Origin of the sequence: Waltera intestinalis, from assembly GCF_009695995.1 — a bacterium.
Classification (GTDB): Bacteria; Bacillota; Clostridia; order Lachnospirales; family Lachnospiraceae; genus Acetatifactor; species Acetatifactor intestinalis.
Genome location: NZ_VUMU01000004.1, coordinates 145,571 through 165,471, shown reverse-complemented (window position 1 = coordinate 165,471; position 19,901 = coordinate 145,571). Strand labels below are relative to the sequence as shown.

Genomic DNA, 19,901 nt, shown 5'->3' with positions numbered 1-19,901 from the left:
TACAATGTTCAAAAACAGACATATCAACACAATTTGTGGCTTGCTTTTTCTTCCCTATTATTATATTTTGCTTGTGTTAGAAAATCAACACGAGTTCATTAGATGACAGTAATACAATTTTTCATCTTTGTAGTAAGGCTTTACAGAAGCGGGAAAAACTCTTAAACTAAGAATAGAAAAATCAGATACATAGGGGTACAAAGAGAGACACAGTAGGAGGAAACTATGGCAGCAGACAACACAGAAAAAGACAAAAAAGATAACTCCTTTATGATGAAACTTGCCACGCTTATCGTAGATAAACGAAAAGGATTCTATCTGATCTTTATTGTTTTATGCATATTTTGCGTATTATCCATGAATAAGGTCAAAGTAAATAATGACCTGACCACATATCTGCCGGATACGACAGAGACCAGAAGGGGACTGGATCTGATGGATTCGGAGTTTACGACCTACGGTTCCGCCCGGATCCTGATCTGTAATGTGACTTTTGATGAGGCACAGAAGCTGGCGGATCAGGTGGAAAAAATGGATGGTGTCAGTATGCTGGATTTCGATGACACTGAGGAGCATTATCATGACATGGAGGCTTTATTGTCTGTCACTTTTGATGAGGAAGCGGATACGGAAACCACACAGCAGCATCTCACCGAGGTACTGGATGCACTGTCTGATTATGATGTTTATTATTCTTCAGATATCGGTCAGGAAGAGCGTGATGCGGATGACCTGAATAATGATATGATCGTCATTCTGCTTCTGGCAGCTGTGGTTATCGTAGCCGTGCTGCTATTTACTTCCACAACTTACGCGGAGATCCCGGTATATCTGACCACATTTATCGTGGCAGCTATTTTAAATAAAGGAACGAACTATTGGTTCGGTACTATCAGCTTTGTGACGAACTCTATCGCAGTGGTGCTGCAGTTAGGTCTGGCAGTAGATTATGCCATCATTTTGGCACACCGTTTTATGGAGGAGCATGAGGACAAGGATGCCAGAGAGGCTGTAATAGTGGCTTTGAGTAAGGCAATCCCGGAGATTTCTTCCAGCTCCCTGACCACAATCTCAGGTATGGTAGCCATGATGTTCATGCAGTTCAGAATTGGTTACGATATGGGTATTATCCTGGCGAAATCCATTATTTTCAGTATGGTAGCGGTATTCTTCCTGATGCCGGGACTGCTGCTTACCTTTTCTAAGGCAATTGACAACACGCATCATAAGAGCTTCGTACCGAAGATCACGGCAGTGGGAAAATTCTGTGTGGCTACCCGCTACATTGTACCGCCGATTTTGATCGTGGGTGTTATTGCAGCATTTTTTCTGTCCAACAAGGCGAATTATGTATATGATGTAAATACACTGGAATCCAGCAGTATGAGTGATAATAAATTCTCAGTCAGCATGGTCAATAAGGAATTTGGCATGGTGAATCAGCTGGCGGTCATTGTGCCCAACGGTGATTATGAAAAAGAGGCACAGACCCTGAAGGCACTGGAAAAGTTGGATGTGGTAAAATCCGTTCAGGGACTTGGCAATATTGAAGCTATGGATGGTTACATGCTGACCGACAAACTGAATCCCAGACAATTTGCAGAGCTGATCGATCTGGATGTGGAAGTGGCGGATATGCTGTATTCGGCATATGCCCTGGATCAGAGTGATTACGGTGCTCTGGTCAGCGGTGTCAACGATTACGAAGTACCTTTTATCGATATGTTCCTGTTCATATATGATCAGAAAGAAAGCGGCAACATCACGCTGGATGATGATCTGGAGGAGACTTTATCGGACGCACATTCCAAGATCATGATTGCAAAGGATCAGTTGTTGGGAGAAGATAATTCTCGTTTCGTTCTGGAACTGAATGTACCTTATGAAGGAGAAGAGACCAGCGCTGCGCTGGATCAGATACGCAATACCGTGGCGAAGTTCTATAATATAGATGATATTCTGTTAGTCGGAAATGCCACCAGTGATAAAGATCTGGGAGATTCTTTCGCAACAGATAACACGATCATCACTGTACTGACGGCATTGTTCGTTATGATCATCCTGTTGTTCACTTTCCAGTCTGCCGGCTTGCCGGTATTGCTGGTAGTAACGATTCAGGGTAGTATCTGGATGAACTTTTCACTGCCGTATCTGCTGAGTGAAAATGTATACTTCCTGGGATATCTGGTAGTGTCCGCCATCCAGATGGGTGCGACGATCGACTACGCTATCGTTATCACCAGCCGTTATATGGATCTGAAGACGTACATGCCGATCAAAGAAGCTGCCATCGAGGCGCTGAACCAGGCGTTCCCCACGATTGTTACCAGTGGTTCCATGCTGGTGGCTGCTGGATTCATTATCAGTTATGTATCTTCTAATGCAGCGGTAGCAGCGATCGGACTGGCGCTGGGACGTGGTACCCTGACCTCTATTTTATTAGTGTTGCTGGCATTGCCCCAGACACTGCTGATCGGAGATATCATTATTCAGAAGACGGCATTTACTTTAAAGCGTGATCTGGCGAAGCCGCTGCCTTCTGCCGGTAGGATCCGAATGAACGGTCATATCAAGGGTTATGTCAACGGTGTGCTGGAAGGTGATTTCATCGGTGTCATCGACGGTGAGATGGGAGCGGTGGTGCGTCCCAAGGATACCGTGACCATGGAGCGGGAGGATGCAGCGGAGAATGCGTACCCCAGGTTGGAAGCACAGGAGTTGTCTGAGGATGGAGAATCCTGTCGGGATAATGAGACTGGAGACAATGCACCGGGAACCGATGAGAATCATGCAGATAAGAATACAGCAGAAAGCGAGGGAACAGAAGATGAACAGTAAGAGATTATTATGTTTCCTGCTGGGAGCGGCATTACTGCTGCAGACACCGGCAACCGCTTATGCGGAAGAGACGTTAACCTATGAACAATATAAGGGCGGCAACGGTTATAGAAGCACCGCGCAGGAGCAGGATTATGCAATTGTAGAGATCAGCACGGAGGAGGATCTTCGCAGGCTTGCGGAGAACTGTGTGCTGGACAGCTGGTCCAGAGGCATCAAAGTAGTGCTGTGCAACGACATCGTTCTGAGCATGGAAAGTGAATTCAATATCCCAACATTTGCGGGAATTTTTGATGGTAATAGTTTTACGATCTCCAATGTAAAGCTTACGGGGAATGGTTCTGCGGCAGGTTTTTTCCGTTATGTGCAGGAAGGTGCCAAAGTACGTAATCTCACGGTGAGCGGAGAAATATCTCCCTCCGGAAGCCAGAATCAGGTCGGCGGCATCGTCGGGGTGAATTACGGCAGCATTGAGAATTGTAAGTTTTCCGGTAATGTGATCGGCGATAATGAAGTCGGTGGCATTGCGGGTGTGAATGAAGAGACTGGCGAGATCCGCAGATGTGAATCCAACGCAAATGTCATTGGCAATCATTCTGCAGGTGGTATTGTCGGGAACAATCACGGTATCTTAAATAACTGCAGCAACAGTGGCTGCATCAATACCTATAGCACAGAAGTGACCTATGATCTGGATGATATTACCATGGACAATCTGGAGCAGATCAACAGTACTTCCAATGTGACTGCGCATACGGATACCGGCGGTATCGCAGGCATCTCTGATGGTAAGATCTATTACTGCTCCAATTCCGGAGCCATTGGCTATCAGCATGTGGGTTACAATACCGGAGGCATCGTAGGCAGACTGCATCAGGGCTATCTGCAGAATTGCACCAATACAGGTTTCGTGCAGGGCAGAAAAGATGTGGGCGGTATCGTAGGCCAGATGGAGCCTTTTCTGGAGATCCAGTATCTCAGTGACAGGCTGAAGGAACTGGACACAGAGACGGATAAGTTCCTGGATATGCTGGATGCGACACAGAAAGATTTCAGCAATTACAGCAGACAGGCATCCGCGCTGACCAAAAGTATCAGTACGAATCTGAAGGAAGCCAATAGCGCGGGAAATTCCCTTACCGGAACCACGAATGATTTGTGGTATATTTACAATCAGGAGCTGAACGGTGTCAGCAACGACCTGAAGGTTTTGAATAATGACCTGAACAAACAGGCCGAGGACGATAAAAATAACGGTAACAGACATGATATTACGCTAAGCGGTAATGATCTGAGCGGAGGTGACATTACGATCACCGTACCGGATGACACAGAGAGTTATAAAACAGCTCTGAAAAAGTTTGGTGAAAATGCCACGAAGCATCTGGATAATATGACCAATGCATCCACGGACCGCAGTGGTGGTATTAAGAATAATCTGGATACACTGAATCAGAGCTTGGACAAAGCATTTGACCAGCTGGGCCAGTTGGGAGATGTGCTCCAGGCAGGGTCAGACAGTACCAGCGCACATATGGATGAATTGATGGATCAGGCGAGGGTATTGCGCAGACTGGTCAGCGAGATCCGAGATGATCTCTTCCGTTACGAAGGGATTTCTGTGGAGGATACTTCGGATGAATCCGCCAGCAAAGGGGAAGTGAATCCCGGAGATCCCGATGCTGAGGCTGGTGAGGCAGAACCGGAGAGAACCGAAGAAGCATTATATGACACATCCAGCTTCCAAAAAGGTAAAGTCACACTGTGTGTAAATCGTGGTACGGTAGAGGCGGATACCAATGTCGGCGGTATCGTCGGACAGGTGGCAACGGAATATGATTTTGACCCGGAGGATGACATCACCTTGACCGGAACGGAGAGCTTCGATGTGGAGCAGACCATCAAGGCAGTCGTAAGAGACAGTCGCAATTTCGGTGATATCACCGGTAAAAAAGATAACGTGGGAGGTATCGTCGGCAAGGCGGAATACGGAGCAATTATCTCCTGTGAATCCTATGCACCCATTGAAAGTACCGGAGGCAGTGATGTGGGTGGTATTGCCGGATCTGCCAGCTATGCGATCCGCAGCTGCTATAGCATGGGCAGGATCACCGGTAAAAATAATATCGGCGGTATCGCCGGAGAAGGCTGCGATATTTTTTACAGTTATGGATACAATGATCTGGATATGTCCGGAGAAAATCAGGGCAGCATTGCAGGTAAAGTCAGTGATGACGGCAGCCTGTACGGCAATTATTATGTAGAAGGCGGTGTCGGCGGTGTAGACGGCATCGGTTACCAGGGCGGAGCGACCCCGTTGTCCTATCAGGAACTTTGCGCAAAGGATGGAGTGCCGGAAGCTTTTTCGCAGTTTACGATCACTTTCCTGGCAGATGGCGAGGAAGTGGCTTCCTATAAATGTAATTACGGAGACTATCTGTCTGCAGATCAGATTCCGGAGGTGCCGGAGAAGGAAGGCTATTACGGGGTATGGCCGGATTATGATTTCAGTTATATTACCGGCAATCGTGTACTGGAAGCGGAGTATCAGGAGTGGACCGCATCCATTGCTTCCGCAGAGAAAAATGATGCCAACAAACCTCTGGTCATGGCAGAGGGTAACTTCTATCCGAATGCTGCATTGCATCTGCAGATAGAGGGGGACACATATAAGGTCTCCATGACCAACTCCATGAAAGAGGACGCACCGGACTATACCGGAGAAGCAACCTTACGTGTCTACTGTGAGGATGCCGACAATACGGTGGTTTTGGTAGAACAGGACGGCGAATACAGAGAAGTGGAATCCACGGTGATCGGCAGTTACAGACAGTTCACCATGGAGGTACCCGGCAGCTTCCGTATCGCGGAGGCAGAAAGCAGCCATACCCGGATGATCGCAATGTGCATCATCGGAGTAGCAGTAGGGATACTGCTGATCGTATTACTTGTGAAAAAGGTGGCAAAACGCAGGAAAAAGCGTAGACAGGAAAAAGCGGAGCACGCCGGGCAGGCGGATGATACAGAGGGACAGTTATGATCCGGGCAGTAATTTTTGACATGGACGGTACGTTGATCGATACCGAAAAATATTACCGTATTTTCTGGCCGAAGGCATTGGAGGCTTACGGCTACACGATGACGGATGAGCAGGCACTGACGATGCGCAGTCTTGGAAGGCCTTTTGCCCCCAGACAGCTTGGGGACTGGTACGGCGAGGAATTTGATTATTATGCCGTACGGAAGAAACGAAAAGAATTGATGGAGGAAGCGCTGGATCGGGATGGTATCAAATGCAAGCCAGGCGCGGTGGAACTTCTTGAAGATCTGAAAAAAAGACACATTACCACAGCTGTTGCCACAGCAACGGATCTGGAGCGGACCGAAAAATATCTGACGCTTACAGGGATCAGACCTTACTTTGAAAAATTGATCTCCGCTACCATGGTAGCGGAAGGTAAGCCGTCTCCGGACATTTATCTCTACGCCTGCGGGCAGCTGGGACTCGCCCCAGAGGTGTGCATGGCGGTGGAGGATTCTCCTAACGGTGTCTTAAGTGCATACCGTGCAGGCTGCAAGGTTGTCATGGTACCGGATCAGACGCAGCCGGATGCAGAACTCAAAAAGTGTTTATATGCCTGTGTCCCGACTCTGGCAGAGATCAGCCACCTCGTTTAGAGGTGGCTTTTTGTATGTATCCGCGTATGCACTTGATTTTTATATATTACTGTGTTATTATTTTAACGATTAGAGTCACCGGCACAGATATGAACAAAAATAGCTGCAAAGCAGCGGAGAGTGCGATCGATCGCACGATTTTGCGAATGGCTGTGGCTGCTGGAAGCCTTGAGAAGGGGCAGAAAGGATATGGAAGAAATGAATTTTGATGACATCGTAGCAAAAGTAAAAGAATGTGGGAAGAAGACGGTTGCAGTCTCCGTAGCACAGGACAGTGCGGTACTGGAAGCTGTACATGAAGCCAAGAGACTGGGCATTGCAGATGCAATCCTGGTAGGTGATGAGGCGAAGATCCGTGAGATCGCAGCAGGACTGAATATGGATCTCTCCGATTATGAGATCATCAATGAGCCGGATATGATCGAAGCCTCCCTGAAAGCTGTAAAGCTGGCACATGACGGCCGTGCAGATATGTATATGAAGGGTCTGATCGACTCTAAGAATTTCTTAAAGAGTGTACTGAACAAAGAAGTAGGTCTTCGTACCGGTGGAACCCTGTCTCATGTATGTGTGTTTGAGATTCCCGGCATTGACAGACTTCTGTTCCTGACCGATGTTGCATTCATGACCTATCCTACACTGGAGGAGAAGGTTCAGATCATCAAGAACACCATTCCGGTATGTAATGCCTGCGGCGTTGCAGAGCCTAAGGTAGCACCTTTAGCAGCAGTTGAGGTTGTAAATCCCAAGATGCCTGTTACCGTAGATGCGGCAGAACTGACTAAGATGTGCGAAGAAGGACAGATCCCCGGCTGTATCGTAGACGGACCGCTGTCTCTTGACCTGGCGATCGATCCCGAGGCAGCCAAGCATAAGGGCGCAACCGACCGTAAGATTCAGGGTGATGCAGATGTATTGCTGTTCCCGGATATCCATGCCGGCAACCTGGTATACAAAGCAATCGTACATATGGTAAAAGTAAAGAACGGATGCATCCTGACCGGTACCAAGGTGCCTGTTGTCCTGACCAGCCGTTCCGATACCTTTGAGACCAAGGTATACTCCCTGGCACTGGCTGCAGTTGTAGCAGAAGAGATGAAAAAGAATCAGAAATAAGCTATGGATATCGTGATCGAAGCCGCTGCGGAAGCTGCGGGAGAACTGCTGTCGGCAGGTATAGATGCTGTAGTGGACAAAGCGGCAAAGCATAAGAGCGAATATAAGAGTGAATATAGGAGGAAACACACAATGGCAATCAAGAGTCTGATCATCAACCCCGGTTCCACATCCACCAAGATCGGTGTATTTGAGGATGAGAACTTATTATTTGAAGAAACTCTGAGACATTCTACCGAGGAGATCTCCAAATACGATACTATTTTCGAACAGAAGGATTTCCGTAAGAAGATCATCACCGATCTGCTGGCAGAGAAAAACTGCGATCTGAAGAGCTTCAACGTGATCGTAGGACGTGGCGGTCTGTTAAAGCCCATCCCCAGTGGTACCTATGCGGTAACCGATGATCTGCTGGAGGATTTAAAAGTAGGTGTACAGGGTCAGCATGCTTCTAATTTAGGCGGTATTCTGGCAAGAGAGATCGGTGATGAGATCGGAGTTCCTTCTTACATCGTAGACCCTGTTGTAGTAGATGAGCTGATGCCCATCGCAAGATATTCTGGTCTGGAAGAGATCCCCAGAGGAAGTATCTTCCATGCCCTGAACCAGAAGGCAGTTGCCAAGAGATATGCAAAAGAGGCCGGCAAGCCTTATGAGTCCCTGCGTCTGATAGTAGTGCACATGGGCGGCGGCGTATCCGTAGGCGCACATGAGGACGGCAAGGTTGTAGATGTATTCAGTGCATTTGACGGTGACGGTGCATTCTCTCCGGAACGTGCAGGCGGTGTGCCTTGTGCAGCGCTGGTAAAAATGTGCTTCTCCGGAAAATATACCGAGAAGGAGATCAGTGCAAAGCTGATCGGCAAGGGCGGCCTGAATTCTTACCTGGGTACCAATGATATGCGTGAAGTTACCAAGCGTGCCAATGAAGGCGATGCCAAGGCAGCGGAGGTGAAGCAGGCATTTCTGTTACAGGTAGCCAAAGACATCGGTGCTATGGCCTGTGTGCTGAACGGCAAGGTAGACCAGATCGTTATCACCGGAGGCATTGCATATGGTGAGGATGTAGTGGCTAAGCTGAAAGAGAGATGCGGCTGGATCGCTCCTGTGACCGTATATCCCGGAGAGGACGAGCTGTTAGCTCTGGCTCAGGGGGCTCTGCGTGTCATGAACGGCGAAGAACAGGTGAAGCAGTACTAATTTAGAGTAAAAATATAGAACTCCCGGTGGAATGATTCCATCGGGAGTTTTTTCTTTAGGGAATAGAACTAAAAATCAGCTTTGACAGAGTCCCCAGTACCAGCATGTGTACCGGATAAAAGGCATAGCAGGCAAGCTGGATCTTGCGGTTATGCGCGCCCTGGCGTCCATGGTAGCACCACAGAAGCGGCAGACACAACAGCGCCAGCCCTTGTTCTGAAATCTCGAAGGCATGACCGAAAAGCTGTAATGGAATCTGCATTCCTGCCAACAGCATGACATTGATCCAGTAGAGTCCGGCAAACTGTCCGGCAAGCTGCCACCATTTTTTCCCATGGAAGAGATAGAATACGATAACAGTCAGAACGCCTTCCCCGTAATAGTCGAACATAAGGAGGGTTGCCAGCACGTAGCCGACTACAGATAGCAGCAGGATCGCCGGAATCCACAGCCAGACCGGACATTTTTTCCGTATCGTATCCATTGCCCAGATACACAGGAAGCCTGTGAGCAGTGTCCAGATCACGTTCTGATGAAATGGGTAGAATAACAGTCCGCTGTACATCAGATTGATGGGAAGCTCAGACAGAATGGCCAGAAGAAGCAGGCGCATGCAATATTTTTTCTTATCATGGGTATGGAAGAAGCCTTCCACCAGGAAAAAGGCAAACATGGGAAATGCCAGTCTGCCGATGCCAGTCAGCCACCAGGCATCTCCGGCGAGGGTAGCCCACAGGTGATCACAGAACATGAACGCCATAGCGAGGATATGCAGCGTCAGAGCACTGAGATCCGGTGGGAAAATAGAACAATGGGATCCTTTGTTTTGCAAAATAAAACTCCTTTCAAAATTCCTTACGGAAGGATATAGTTGCATTATATCTTGTTTATGCGCTATAGTAAGGATGATTATAATTCGTCATATAAATCCATAAACAGGAAAGGACAGGAATGAAACAATGTATACAGACGGACAGATCTATATGGGTCTGGCAGATGGCCAGCGTGTGAATATGCAGCTGAATATGAGTAACCGTCATGGACTGATCGCGGGAGCCAGCGGCACCGGCAAGACCATTACGATGAAAGCTATGGCGGAATCATTTTCCGACGCGGGAGTTCCGGTATTTTTATGTGATGTCAAGGGAGATGTCTCCGGCATTGCCACAGCGGGTGTTGCTTCGGAGTCCATGGACAAGAGGATCGATAAATTCGGTATCCGCGACAGCTTTTCCTATAAGGCTTATCCGGTTTGCTTCTGGGATATCTATCAGGAGGGCGGACATCCTGTGAGAGCCACCATCTCCGATATGGGACCGGAGCTGTTATCCCGTATACTGGGGCTCACCGCCGCTCAGGAAGGTGTATTGAATATTGTCTTCCGGATCGCGGATGACAAGGGACTTTTATTGATCGACTTAAAGGATCTACGTATTCTGCTGAATTATGTGGCAGAACACAAGGATGACTATCTGACCACCTACGGAAGTATCTCCAAGCAGTCCGTGGGCGGTATTCTGCGGGCGTTACTGCCTCTGGAGAATCAGGGCGGAGACCTCTTTTTCGGAGAACCGGATCTGGATATTTATGACTGGATGCGTACGGATGTGTACGGCAAGGGTATCGTCAATGTGCTGAATTGTGTAAAGCTGGTGCAGAATCCTACGTTATATGCCGGCTTCCTGTTATGGATGATGTCGGAACTGTTCGAAAAGCTTCCCGAGGCGGGAGATCTGGAAAAGCCGAAGCTTGTATTTTTCTTCGATGAGGCACATCTGCTGTTCGCCGATGCACCGAAAGTACTGGTACAGAAGATCGAGCAGGTGGTAAAGCTGATCCGCTCCAAGGGTGTGGGCATCTATTTCGTGACCCAGAGTCCCAGTGATATCCCCGATTCCGTACTGGCACAGTTAAGCAACCGGGTACAGCATGCCCTCCGGGCGTATACCCCGGCGGAGCAGAAGGCTGTCCGGGCGGCAGCACAGTCTCTGCGGGCCAATCCGGCGTTTAAGGCAGAGGAAGTGATCATGGAGTTAGGTGTGGGAGAAGCACTGACCTCTTTCCTGGACGAGAACGGCGTGCCCGGCATTGCCCAGCGTACCTCCATCATCTGCCCTCAGAGTTTTATGGGACCGGTGGACGAGACGGAGCGCCGGAACCTGATGGCGCGGGACGGCATGGGACGCTATGATGAAGCAGTGGACAATATTTCTGCCTACGAAGTGCTGACAGACACTATAGAACACGAAGCAAAAGCACAACAGCTTGCCGCAGAGCGCGCCCAGCTGGAGAAGGACAAAGAAGCTTTGGCGAAGCAGCAGGCAAAGTTTCAGGAATCTGCTGTGAAGCAGAAACAGAAGGAATGGGAAGCCGCTCAGAAAAAGAAGGAAAAAGCAGCAGAGCGCAGACAGGCCCAGATCGAGCGTCAGCTCATCAACACCGGTGCCCAGGTCATCAAGAGAGGCATTCTGAGCACGCTGTTTGGAAAATAAATGCCGGAAGAAAGCAATATAATACTGCCTGGAAAATGGTTTTAAAAATCCAGGCAGTATTTTTATCAAGGAATTCATGAAATATTTTCTAAGATCACGGTTTCTGAAGCAAAAAACTTATTTCAAGGGTATCATATCCGAATAGGACACATTCCCCTGGGAATCATTCATGAAGAAGATGCACACGTAATTCTCCGGATGATCCAGTGGCTGTACCACGGTCCGATAGTCGGAGGTCAGATCCACCTCAAACCCCATCATCCATTTCGATGTCTCCCAGTCAAAGAAATCCAACAGATCCCCATTCTCATCCCGGGTCACGTAACTACAACGTGCTGCCACGGACATATTCGCATAATCATCCAGACGGATCAACTGCTTGCTGGCGCTTTGCACATCGTCGTCGTCATCGCTTAAAGGAATCGCATTTCGGATGATACCATCCGGATAATCTTCATTTACCGCAATCTGCAGCTTCACAGCCTGGGATTCCCAATTATCGAAATTCATCAGTACTACAAATGACAGATAACGATTCTCCACGTCACTGATATCCGATTCCGTCAGAATCATAGGAATATCGGATACCCCATCATCATCCTCCATATACAGCGCATTGTTTTTATATGCCGCATGCAGTACCCCATTTTCATCCAGTGTTACGCGTTTGCTTCCCTGAATGAACAGATACATCTCATCAGCTCTGGGATCTTCTTCGGAAGTAATGTAACCTTCTTCTTTGGCCTTGCAGAGAATGTAATAGCCACCGGAAGCAAAATTAGCCTGCTGTTCGGGAGTGAGCTGCAGCGTGATGTCGCTTTCATCATAGGTGCCGTCGTTTTCTGTGGTGACAGTAGTGTGCGCATTGGAAATCTCACGATCTGCCAACAGGGTATCACCGTCTTGAATTGCATAGAAATCCTGTAAAAAACGGGTGTAATTCGGAGCAAATCCAAGATACTCCTGCATTTTAATGCAGGCATCCCGGTAGTCTTCGTCTGTCTGATAAGGATAACAGATGGAGATACCACCGGCATTTTCCATATTGGTATCGGAATATGCAATACAGCTTTCCACTGCCCGGGTGGCAGCTTTGGCAGTGTCCGAATTATCTCCCAACAGTTCCAGCATATGTAGTACATCGACCATGCCGTAATTCATATCGGAGGAATAGCTTCCGAAGTCTCTGACTTTGGCACGATTACGAACCAGTTTCGGATAGTTTTGCACATCCAGAGAGGTATCCAGTTCCGCAAAATAGGTATTCAGAGCGTCTTCCGCTTCTGCGTAAGCGTTCAGGTCAATACATGACAGCGTAAGATCGGAATACAGATTCGGATAATAGTCAAAGACATATTCACCGTAATCCATATAAGAATCTACAATGTATTCACCCATCTCGTCTCCGGGAATCGCTCTGTCCGACAGGACGGAGAGAAAAGAGTAATTCCATCCCCAGCCGGGTTCGGTCTCCTGGGATGCAATCATATAATCTGCATAGGGAGCCAGCACGGAAGCCACTTCCAGAGAACTCATAAGGCAGGCGTCGAAGCCGATCCATTCTAATTTCGTCATGTGGGCTCCCACAGAATCTGCAAGTGCTTCGGACAGTTCATCCAAAGTCAGCAGATCTCTGTAATTTTCATCCACACCATATCCCAGTACGGGTCCGCCGCCGTGATCCCACAGAAGCAGACTGTAGGAATCTGCGGGGAAAAAGTCAAAGCAGTAATTCATAAAGCTGCTTAAAGTCAGGGGATCTCCCATATTTTCCGCAGGATAAGTATCCAGCGGAGCAAAACCGTCTTCGGTCAGGAGCAGTGTGGTACAGGCATCGCCATCCAGACTGCGATCCTGCCATTGCGAAGCACCTCCGGCATATACAATGACATTATTATGAGCGGTATCGACGCCGGCCGCTTCCATTTCGTCCATATCCAGACTGGCATTTCCGTAAGAGGATTCCAGATCGGATCCTACCATGTAGATCATGATCGTCTGCACGGTGCCAATGTCTCCGAGAGAATCATAATCTATCTGCGGCTGTGGTGTGGAAGCCGGTTCCGAATGATAAGTGCCGTGGTGAGACGATTGTGACGAGCTGCTTCCGGAAGCACTGGCGTATTCCAGAATCTGGGCGAAGACACCGAGTGGCGTCGTCTTGATCCGGCATCCTGTCAAAAAGACGGGAATCATCAGCAGACACACAAAAGTCCGTAGCTTTCTCTTTGTTTTTTCCTTCATAAGAACCTCCTCATAATTGAACTTACAAAATTTATTATTACATGAAAAAAGAGGTCCGTCAAACACTATAATCTCTTACAGCCGAAAAAAATACTAAGGAAGACTTTTTCAAAAAAACAGCATAAAAATGAAATGATCCGGGCATTCTGTGATCATAGAAACCAAGTAATTGTTCCGACAGAGCAAGGATAGGAGGATGGATATGGAACAAAAGGAAATTCCTCATATGCCGGCAGATTCGATACAGCCGGATGCGCAGCAGAAGCAGGAATACGAACAGTATGTAAAGTCGGTCACACCGACACACAATCTGTGGGCGCAGATGGGGAAAGCATTTCTGACCGGAGGAATCATCTGTTGTATCGGACAGGGAATTCTGAATTATACCGGAAATGTGCTGGGGATGGATCCGCAGACTTCCGGAAGCTGGTGTTCCCTGCTTCTGGTATTTTTGTCTGTAGTACTCACGGCGTTTCATATTTACCCCAAGATTGCAAAATGGGGAGGCGCCGGTGCATTGGTGCCGATCACCGGATTCGCCAATTCCGTGACGGCTCCGGCGGTGGAATACCAAAAGGAAGGTCAGGTATTCGGCATCGGCTGCAAGATATTTACCATTGCGGGGCCGGTGATATTGTATGGGATTTTTTCCAGCTGGGGGTTGGGGTTGATCCTTTGGGTGTTGCAGATGCTTGGAATCCGTGTGGGGTAGTCTGAAAGGCGCGGATAGATTCCGGCGGGAACGTGCACAGTGGTTGACCGGTTGAAATAGAAGAGAAAACAGTGTAAAATAATTTTATCCGGGCACGGTTTCGGGCAGAAACGGGTCAGTACGGAAAAAGATAAAGGAGAGGTTACCATGCAGATAGGAAAAGAGATGGCGATTCCGTCCATTTTGAAGATCGGAAACGGCGCATTAGGCAAAATCGGCGGTTATTTGAAGGCGGAGAATCTGGACCAGGTCGTGTTATTTTTCGGCAACGGACTGATTGACATGTTTGGGGAACTGGTGATGAATTCCCTGAAGGAAGCAGAAGTGAATGTCCTGGAATATAATGAACTGGACACAGTAGATATTGATGATATTATTACGCTGGCTTTTGCCATTCCCAATAAGGCAAAGGCTGTGATCTCCATCGGCGGAGGTAAGGTCATCGATGCCGGAAAATATGCGGCTTTTCTGCGGAATCTTCCTTTTATCAGTGTGCCGACTTCCAGCTCCAGTGACGGATTTTCCAGTGCCAGTGCCTCTCTTTTGGTACAGGGGAAGAGGACATCTGTTCCTGCGAGACTGGCATATGGTATCATCGTGGATACGCAGGTGATCCGTACCGCTCCGGAGAAGTTCATTTACTCCGGCATCGGCGATATGATCTCCAAGATCACAGCGCTCTACGACTGGATCTTTGAAGAGAAGGCAGGCTGCGGCGAAGTGAATGATTTTGCAGTCATGATTGCGAAGAAAGCGGTGAACAGCTTTGTCCGTACCCCTTACGAGAGCATCAAGGATGAACTGTTCCTGAAGGAACTACTGGATTCTCTGGCCATGAGCGGTATTGCCAATGAGATCGCCGGCAGCAGTGCTCCCACCAGCGGCAGTGAGCATCTGATCTCCCATGCACTGGATAAGATTCTGGAAGTACCGCAGTTACATGGTATCCAGGTAGGCATTGCCACCTACATTATGGCAAAGCTACAGGATCACCGCTATATCCGTGTCAGCACAGTGCTTCAGGATACCGGCTTCTGGGACTATGTGGCAACTTTACATATGAAGAGATCCGATTTCCTCAAAGCCATCGACATGGCACCCTCCATCAAACCGCACCGCCATACCTATCTCCATGAGGAAAAGTACCGCGAAGCCGCGAAAAAGCTGGTGTTGGAGGATGAAGTACTGAATCGGGTACTGGAGGATTGACGGAGTTTATAAAGAGTTTATATTTTTTTTCTTGCAAACGTAAAAGATTGCGTTATAATGTTAGATAGCTAACAAAAATAGTTAGCTATCTAACATTTTTTATTTACGTAAGTAGAGAAGCGAAAGTTGAAGATAGGGAGGCAGAATGGACGAGGAAGATGTATTGACGAACCGCCAACTTGGATTCGAGCTCAAGGCCGCCAACAACATGATCCGCCGGAAGATGGAAGTGATCTTCGCCCAGCAGGATAGTCATGAACTTAACGGAATGCAGGGACCGCTTCTGGGATATCTGTATCATAAGAGCAGGAACGGTGATGTATATCAGAAGGATGTGGAGCAGGAGTTCCGGATCCGCAGATCTACGGCGACGGTAATGCTGCAGAGCCTGGAACAGAAGGGATATCTTATCCGGGTAGCGTCGACGGAGGATGCCAGATTAAAAAGGATTCTTCTGACAGAGAAAGCAATCGAGCATCATAATATGATCGAAGAGCAGATCCGGATTTTCAACCGGGAGCTGGAGGATGGTATTACCGAAGAAGAGAAACGGACATTCTTAACTATTTTAGATAAGATGGTGCAGAATCTGGGAATGGAAGGTGAGCGCGTGGAAAGTTCCAACGTACCATGCCGAAATGAGTGATGACAGCAGTTATTCCAGACAGGCAGATCACCGAGTATTTAGCAGAGCAGAAAAAGCAGAAAGGAAATCAGCTATGATTAAAACATTAGCCAGACAGATCAAGGAATATAAGCGTGCATCCTTTGTCACACCCATATTCATGATCCTGGAAGTAGCCATGGAAATGGTGATTCCGCTCCTGATGGCATCGATCATTGATGACGGTGTGCAGGCGGGAGATATGAAACATATTTTTGTCATCGGTTGTTATATGGTCCTGGCAGCTATTGTCGGATTGTTCGCCGGTGTCATGGGTGGTAAATACGGTGCGAAAGCATCCACCGGATTTGCCAGAAACTTAAGAGAAGCCATGTATGAGAACATTCAGACCTTCTCTTTCTCCAACATTGATAAGTTCTCCACCGCAGGACTGGTCACTCGTATGACTACGGATGTTACCAATATCCAGAACGCTTACCAGATGCTCTTACGTATGTGCTTCCGTGCACCGGTCAGCCTGATCTGCGCCATGCTGATGGCGTTTCTGATCAACGCGAAAGTGGCAAGCATCTATCTGGTAGCCGTGGTATTTTTGGGAATCATCATGATTTTTATCATGAAAAAAGTATCGAAATACTTCAGTGAAGTATTCAAAAAATACGATGACTTAAATGCCAGCGTACAGGAAAACGTAGCGGCGCAGCGCGTGGTAAAGGCTTATGTGCGTGAGGACTACGAGATCGACAAGTTCCACAAGGCCAGCTACAACATCTACAAGATGTTCAAAAAGGCAGAGTGTACGATGGTCACCATCTGGCCCGTCATGCACTTTACCGTATATGGCTGTATTCTGGGCATCAGCTGGCTGGGTGCGCACATGATCGTTGCCAGTCAGTTGACCACCGGTGAACTGATGAGTCTGTTGACCTATTGTATGACGATCCTGATGAATCTGATGATGTTAGCCATGATCTTCGTTATGATGACCATGAGTGCTGCCAGTGCCAAACGTATTGCGGAAGTACTGGAAGAGAAGGCAGACATCACGAATCCCGAACAGCCTGATTATGATGTGACGGACGGAAGCATCCGTTTTGATCATGTAACCTTCCGTTATAATAAGCAGAGTGAAAAGCCGGTGTTAGATGACCTGAATTTCGAGATTAAAGCCGGTGAGACCATCGGCATCCTGGGTGGTACCGGAAGCTCCAAGACCAGTCTGGTGAACCTCATCAGCCGTCTGTATGATGTCAATGAGGGTACCGTTTATGTCGGTGGCAAGGACGTCAGAAACTATGATCTGGAAACCTTACGTAACGAGGTATCTGTGGTGTTGCAGAAAAACGTGCTGTTCTCCGGTACGATCTTGGAGAACCTCCGTTGGGGCGACGAGAACGCTACCGAAGAGGAGTGCATCCGTGCCTGCCGTCTCGCATGTGCCGATGAATTTATTGAAAAGATGCCTGGAAAATATAATACTTATATTGAGCAGGGCGGAAGCAATGTATCCGGCGGACAGAAGCAGAGACTGTGTATTGCCAGAGCACTGCTGAAAAAGCCGAAGGTACTGATCCTGGATGATTCCACCAGCGCCGTGGATACCGCTACGGATGCGAAGATCCGCAAGGCATTTGCCACGGAGATCCCCGGAACGACGAAGATCATCATCGCGCAGCGTATCTCCAGTATTCAGGACGCGGACCGTATCATCGTAATGGATAACGGCAGGATCGATGCATTCGCACCTCACGAAGAACTGCTTCGTACCAATAACATTTATAAAGAAGTATATGAAGCCCAGACCCAGACGGGTGGCGGCGACTTTGATGAGAATGGAGGTGAGTCATAATGCCAGGACCTATGGGCGGCAGAATGCGTGGACCCGGCAGAAGAATGCAGGGTGGCACACGTATTGAAAATCCGGGAAAAGTATTTAAAAGACTGATGGCATATATTTTCAAAAACTATGCCATTCACTTCATTTTTGTGTTGATCTGTATCGTACTGAGCGTTGTGGCAAGTATTCAGGGTACTCTGTTCATGCAGAGGCTGATCGATGACTACATCATGCCCATGATCGGACAGGAGACTCCGGACTTTGGCAATCTGTTCCGGGAAATTGTCCGTGTGGCAGGCTTTTACCTGGTGGGTGTAGCGGCTACGTATGCTTACAACCGTATCATGGTCACGATAACGCAGGGAACCTTGAAGAGTCTCCGTGATGATCTGTTTGAACACATGGAGAAGCTGCCAATCAAGTATTTTGATACCCATTCCCACGGGGATATCATGTCCATCTACACGAATGATATTGATACTCTGCGTCAGATGATCAGCCAGAGTATACCGCAGGTATTTTCCAGTTTTATTACCGTAGTGGGTACGCTGGGAAGTATGCTGGTACTGAGTATCCCGCTGACAGCAGTCAGTCTGATCATGGTGGCACTGATGATGTTTGTCACCGGTAAAGTAGCGGGACTGAGCGGAAAATATTTCGTAAAGCAGCAGAAGAATATCGGTACCGTGAATGGCTATATCGAAGAAATGATGGAAGGTCAGAAGGTAGTCAAGGTATTTTGCCATGAAGACAAGAGCCTGGAAGAGTTCAAAAAGTTGAACGACGAGTTGTGCGAAAGTGCTTATAATGCAAATAAGTTTGCCAACCTGATGGGACCTATCAATGCACAGTTGGGTAACTTAAGCTACGTGGTATGTGCTATCGTCGGCGGTGCTATGGCACTGGGCGGCTTTGCAGGATTGACCTTAGGTAAGCTGGCCAGCTTCTTAACCTTTAACAAGAGCTTCAACATGCCCATCAGCCAGGTCAGTCAGCAGTTGAACAGTATCGTCATGGCACAGGCAGGCGCTAAGAGAGTTTTTGATCTGCTGGATGAAAAAGTAGAGACCGACGAAGGCTATGTAACTCTGGTACGTGCGAAAAAGGTAGACGGCAAGATCGTAGAGTGTCCCGAGAGAACCGGTATGTGGGCATGGAAGCATGTGCATCAGGCGGATGGTTCTGTAGATTATATTGAGTTACAGGGTGAAGTGGTATTTGACGATGTGGACTTCGGCTACAATGATGACAAGATCGTGCTGCATAACATCGAGATGTATGCAAAGCCCGGTCAGAAGATCGCATTCGTAGGCTCCACCGGCGCCGGTAAGACCACGATCACGAACCTGATCAACCGTTTTTATGATATTCAGGATGGTAAGATCCGTTACGACGGCATCAATATTAACAAGATCAAGAAAGCGGATCTAAGAAAATCCTTAGGTATCGTACTGCAGGATACCCATCTGTTCACCGCTACCGTTATGGAAAATATCCGTTTTGGTAAGCTGGATGCTACGGATGACGAAGTCATTGCCGCAGCGAAGTTAGCAAATGCGGATACCTTTATCCGTCAGCTTCCGGATGGCTACAACACAGTCCTCACCGGTGACGGTGCGAACTTAAGCCAGGGACAGAGACAGCTTCTGTCCATCGCCAGAGCCGCAGTAGCGGATCCTCCGGTACTGATCCTGGATGAGGCTACCAGCTCCATCGATACCCGTACTGAGAAAATTGTACAGGACGGCATGGATAAGCTGATGAAGGGCAGAACCACATTTGTCATCGCCCACAGACTGTCCACTGTCAAAAACAGTGACTGCATCATGGTCCTGGAACAGGGTTGCATCATCGAGCGCGGCAACCATGATGAACTCATCTCCCAGAAGGGCAGATATTACCAGTTGTATACCGGTAATGCCATCGCTGAAGGCTAAGAGAATTTATGAT

The 19,901-nt window shown here is 48.1% G+C and carries 14 protein-coding genes; 12 read left to right on the top strand and 2 right to left on the bottom strand.

What is annotated here, in order from left to right; translation table 11 throughout:
- Positions 1 to 225 precede the first annotated feature (225 nt).
- From FYJ59_RS05495 to buk, 6 genes are all read left to right on the top strand, one after another.
- Positions 226 to 2,838, top strand: a complete 2,613-nt coding sequence (locus FYJ59_RS05495; RefSeq protein WP_154495805.1) for an efflux RND transporter permease subunit — start codon at positions 226 to 228, stop codon at positions 2,836 to 2,838.
- Entirely contained in the window at positions 2,828 to 5,878 is a 3,051-nt protein-coding gene (locus FYJ59_RS05490; RefSeq protein WP_205839462.1) for a right-handed parallel beta-helix repeat-containing protein, read from the top strand. The genes FYJ59_RS05495 and FYJ59_RS05490 overlap by 11 nt, the downstream gene beginning before the upstream one ends.
- Positions 5,875 to 6,516 carry an HAD family hydrolase gene (locus FYJ59_RS05485; protein ID WP_154495801.1) on the top strand — a complete coding sequence of 214 codons (642 nt, stop codon included), beginning with the start codon at positions 5,875 to 5,877 and terminating at the stop codon, positions 6,514 to 6,516. Before FYJ59_RS05490 ends, FYJ59_RS05485 begins: the two co-directional genes overlap by 4 nt.
- A 14-nt stretch (positions 6,517 to 6,530) precedes the next feature.
- Complete coding sequence (locus FYJ59_RS13900) at positions 6,531 to 6,725, top strand: hypothetical protein (protein ID WP_205839461.1); 195 nt, start codon at positions 6,531 to 6,533, stop codon at positions 6,723 to 6,725.
- Positions 6,706 to 7,632, top strand: a complete 927-nt coding sequence (gene ptb, locus FYJ59_RS05480) for a phosphate butyryltransferase (protein ID WP_331464286.1) — start codon at positions 6,706 to 6,708, stop codon at positions 7,630 to 7,632. Before FYJ59_RS13900 ends, ptb begins: the two co-directional genes overlap by 20 nt.
- A gap of 132 nt (positions 7,633 to 7,764) precedes the next feature.
- Positions 7,765 to 8,832: a butyrate kinase gene (buk, locus tag FYJ59_RS05475; protein ID WP_118547874.1), complete on the top strand. Its 1,068-nt coding sequence runs from the start codon at positions 7,765 to 7,767 to the stop codon at positions 8,830 to 8,832.
- Between the two features lie 55 nt (positions 8,833 to 8,887).
- On the opposite strand, the gene FYJ59_RS05470 is transcribed toward buk, so the two are convergent.
- Positions 8,888 to 9,664 carry a TraX family protein gene (locus tag FYJ59_RS05470; RefSeq protein ID WP_235897928.1) on the bottom strand — a complete coding sequence of 259 codons (777 nt, stop codon included), beginning with the start codon at positions 9,662 to 9,664 and terminating at the stop codon, positions 8,888 to 8,890.
- Positions 9,665 to 9,791: 127 nt separating this feature from the next.
- Here FYJ59_RS05470 and FYJ59_RS05465 point away from each other — a divergent pair, with 127 nt between their 5' ends.
- Complete coding sequence (locus FYJ59_RS05465) at positions 9,792 to 11,324, top strand: helicase HerA-like domain-containing protein (protein ID WP_154495797.1); 1,533 nt, start codon at positions 9,792 to 9,794, stop codon at positions 11,322 to 11,324.
- Positions 11,325 to 11,441: 117 nt separating this feature from the next.
- Here FYJ59_RS05465 and FYJ59_RS05460 read toward each other — a convergent pair whose 3' ends face one another.
- Positions 11,442 to 13,568, bottom strand: a complete 2,127-nt coding sequence (locus tag FYJ59_RS05460; protein WP_154495795.1) for a clostripain-related cysteine peptidase — start codon at positions 13,566 to 13,568, stop codon at positions 11,442 to 11,444.
- 202 nt (positions 13,569 to 13,770) lie between these two features.
- On the opposite strand from FYJ59_RS05460, the gene FYJ59_RS05455 reads away from it, so the two are divergent.
- The 5 genes from FYJ59_RS05455 (at position 13,771) to FYJ59_RS05435 (ending at position 19,888) form a co-directional block, all read left to right on the top strand.
- On the top strand, positions 13,771 to 14,280 hold the full coding sequence (locus tag FYJ59_RS05455) for a SpoVA/SpoVAEb family sporulation membrane protein (protein ID WP_235897927.1): 510 nt from the start codon (positions 13,771 to 13,773) through the stop codon (positions 14,278 to 14,280).
- A gap of 147 nt (positions 14,281 to 14,427) precedes the next feature.
- The gene (locus FYJ59_RS05450; protein WP_154495793.1) at positions 14,428 to 15,489 is read left to right on the top strand and encodes an iron-containing alcohol dehydrogenase family protein; all 1,062 of its coding nucleotides are present in this window, start codon (positions 14,428 to 14,430) and stop codon (positions 15,487 to 15,489) included.
- A 145-nt stretch (positions 15,490 to 15,634) separates the two neighbouring features.
- Entirely contained in the window at positions 15,635 to 16,135 is a 501-nt protein-coding gene (locus FYJ59_RS05445; protein WP_154495791.1) for a MarR family winged helix-turn-helix transcriptional regulator, read from the top strand.
- Positions 16,136 to 16,208: 73 nt separating this feature from the next.
- Positions 16,209 to 17,963, top strand: coding sequence for an ABC transporter ATP-binding protein (locus FYJ59_RS05440; protein ID WP_154495789.1), 1,755 nt, complete (start codon positions 16,209 to 16,211; stop codon positions 17,961 to 17,963).
- Complete coding sequence (locus tag FYJ59_RS05435) at positions 17,963 to 19,888, top strand: ABC transporter ATP-binding protein (RefSeq protein WP_154495788.1); 1,926 nt, start codon at positions 17,963 to 17,965, stop codon at positions 19,886 to 19,888. Before FYJ59_RS05440 ends, FYJ59_RS05435 begins: the two co-directional genes overlap by 1 nt.
- The last annotated feature ends 13 nt before the right edge of the window (positions 19,889 to 19,901 follow it).

What these genes read in the sequence shown, in the direction of transcription:
- FYJ59_RS05495 (WP_154495805.1), top strand. Translation starts at nt 226, where the DNA reads ATGGCAGCAGACAACACAGAAAAAGACAAAAAAGATAACTCCTTTATG.
- FYJ59_RS05490 (WP_205839462.1), top strand. Translation starts at nt 2,828, where the DNA reads ATGAACAGTAAGAGATTATTATGTTTCCTGCTGGGAGCGGCATTACTG.
- FYJ59_RS05485 (WP_154495801.1), top strand. Translation starts at nt 5,875, where the DNA reads ATGATCCGGGCAGTAATTTTTGACATGGACGGTACGTTGATCGATACC.
- FYJ59_RS13900 (WP_205839461.1), top strand. Translation starts at nt 6,531, where the DNA reads ATGTATCCGCGTATGCACTTGATTTTTATATATTACTGTGTTATTATT.
- ptb (WP_331464286.1), top strand. Translation starts at nt 6,706, where the DNA reads ATGGAAGAAATGAATTTTGATGACATCGTAGCAAAAGTAAAAGAATGT.
- buk (WP_118547874.1), top strand. Translation starts at nt 7,765, where the DNA reads ATGGCAATCAAGAGTCTGATCATCAACCCCGGTTCCACATCCACCAAG.
- FYJ59_RS05465 (WP_154495797.1), top strand. Translation starts at nt 9,792, where the DNA reads ATGTATACAGACGGACAGATCTATATGGGTCTGGCAGATGGCCAGCGT.
- FYJ59_RS05460 (WP_154495795.1), bottom strand. Translation starts at nt 13,568, where the DNA reads ATGAAGGAAAAAACAAAGAGAAAGCTACGGACTTTTGTGTGTCTGCTG.
- FYJ59_RS05455 (WP_235897927.1), top strand. Translation starts at nt 13,771, where the DNA reads ATGGAACAAAAGGAAATTCCTCATATGCCGGCAGATTCGATACAGCCG.
- FYJ59_RS05450 (WP_154495793.1), top strand. Translation starts at nt 14,428, where the DNA reads ATGCAGATAGGAAAAGAGATGGCGATTCCGTCCATTTTGAAGATCGGA.
- FYJ59_RS05445 (WP_154495791.1), top strand. Translation starts at nt 15,635, where the DNA reads ATGGACGAGGAAGATGTATTGACGAACCGCCAACTTGGATTCGAGCTC.
- FYJ59_RS05440 (WP_154495789.1), top strand. Translation starts at nt 16,209, where the DNA reads ATGATTAAAACATTAGCCAGACAGATCAAGGAATATAAGCGTGCATCC.
- FYJ59_RS05435 (WP_154495788.1), top strand. Translation starts at nt 17,963, where the DNA reads ATGCCAGGACCTATGGGCGGCAGAATGCGTGGACCCGGCAGAAGAATG.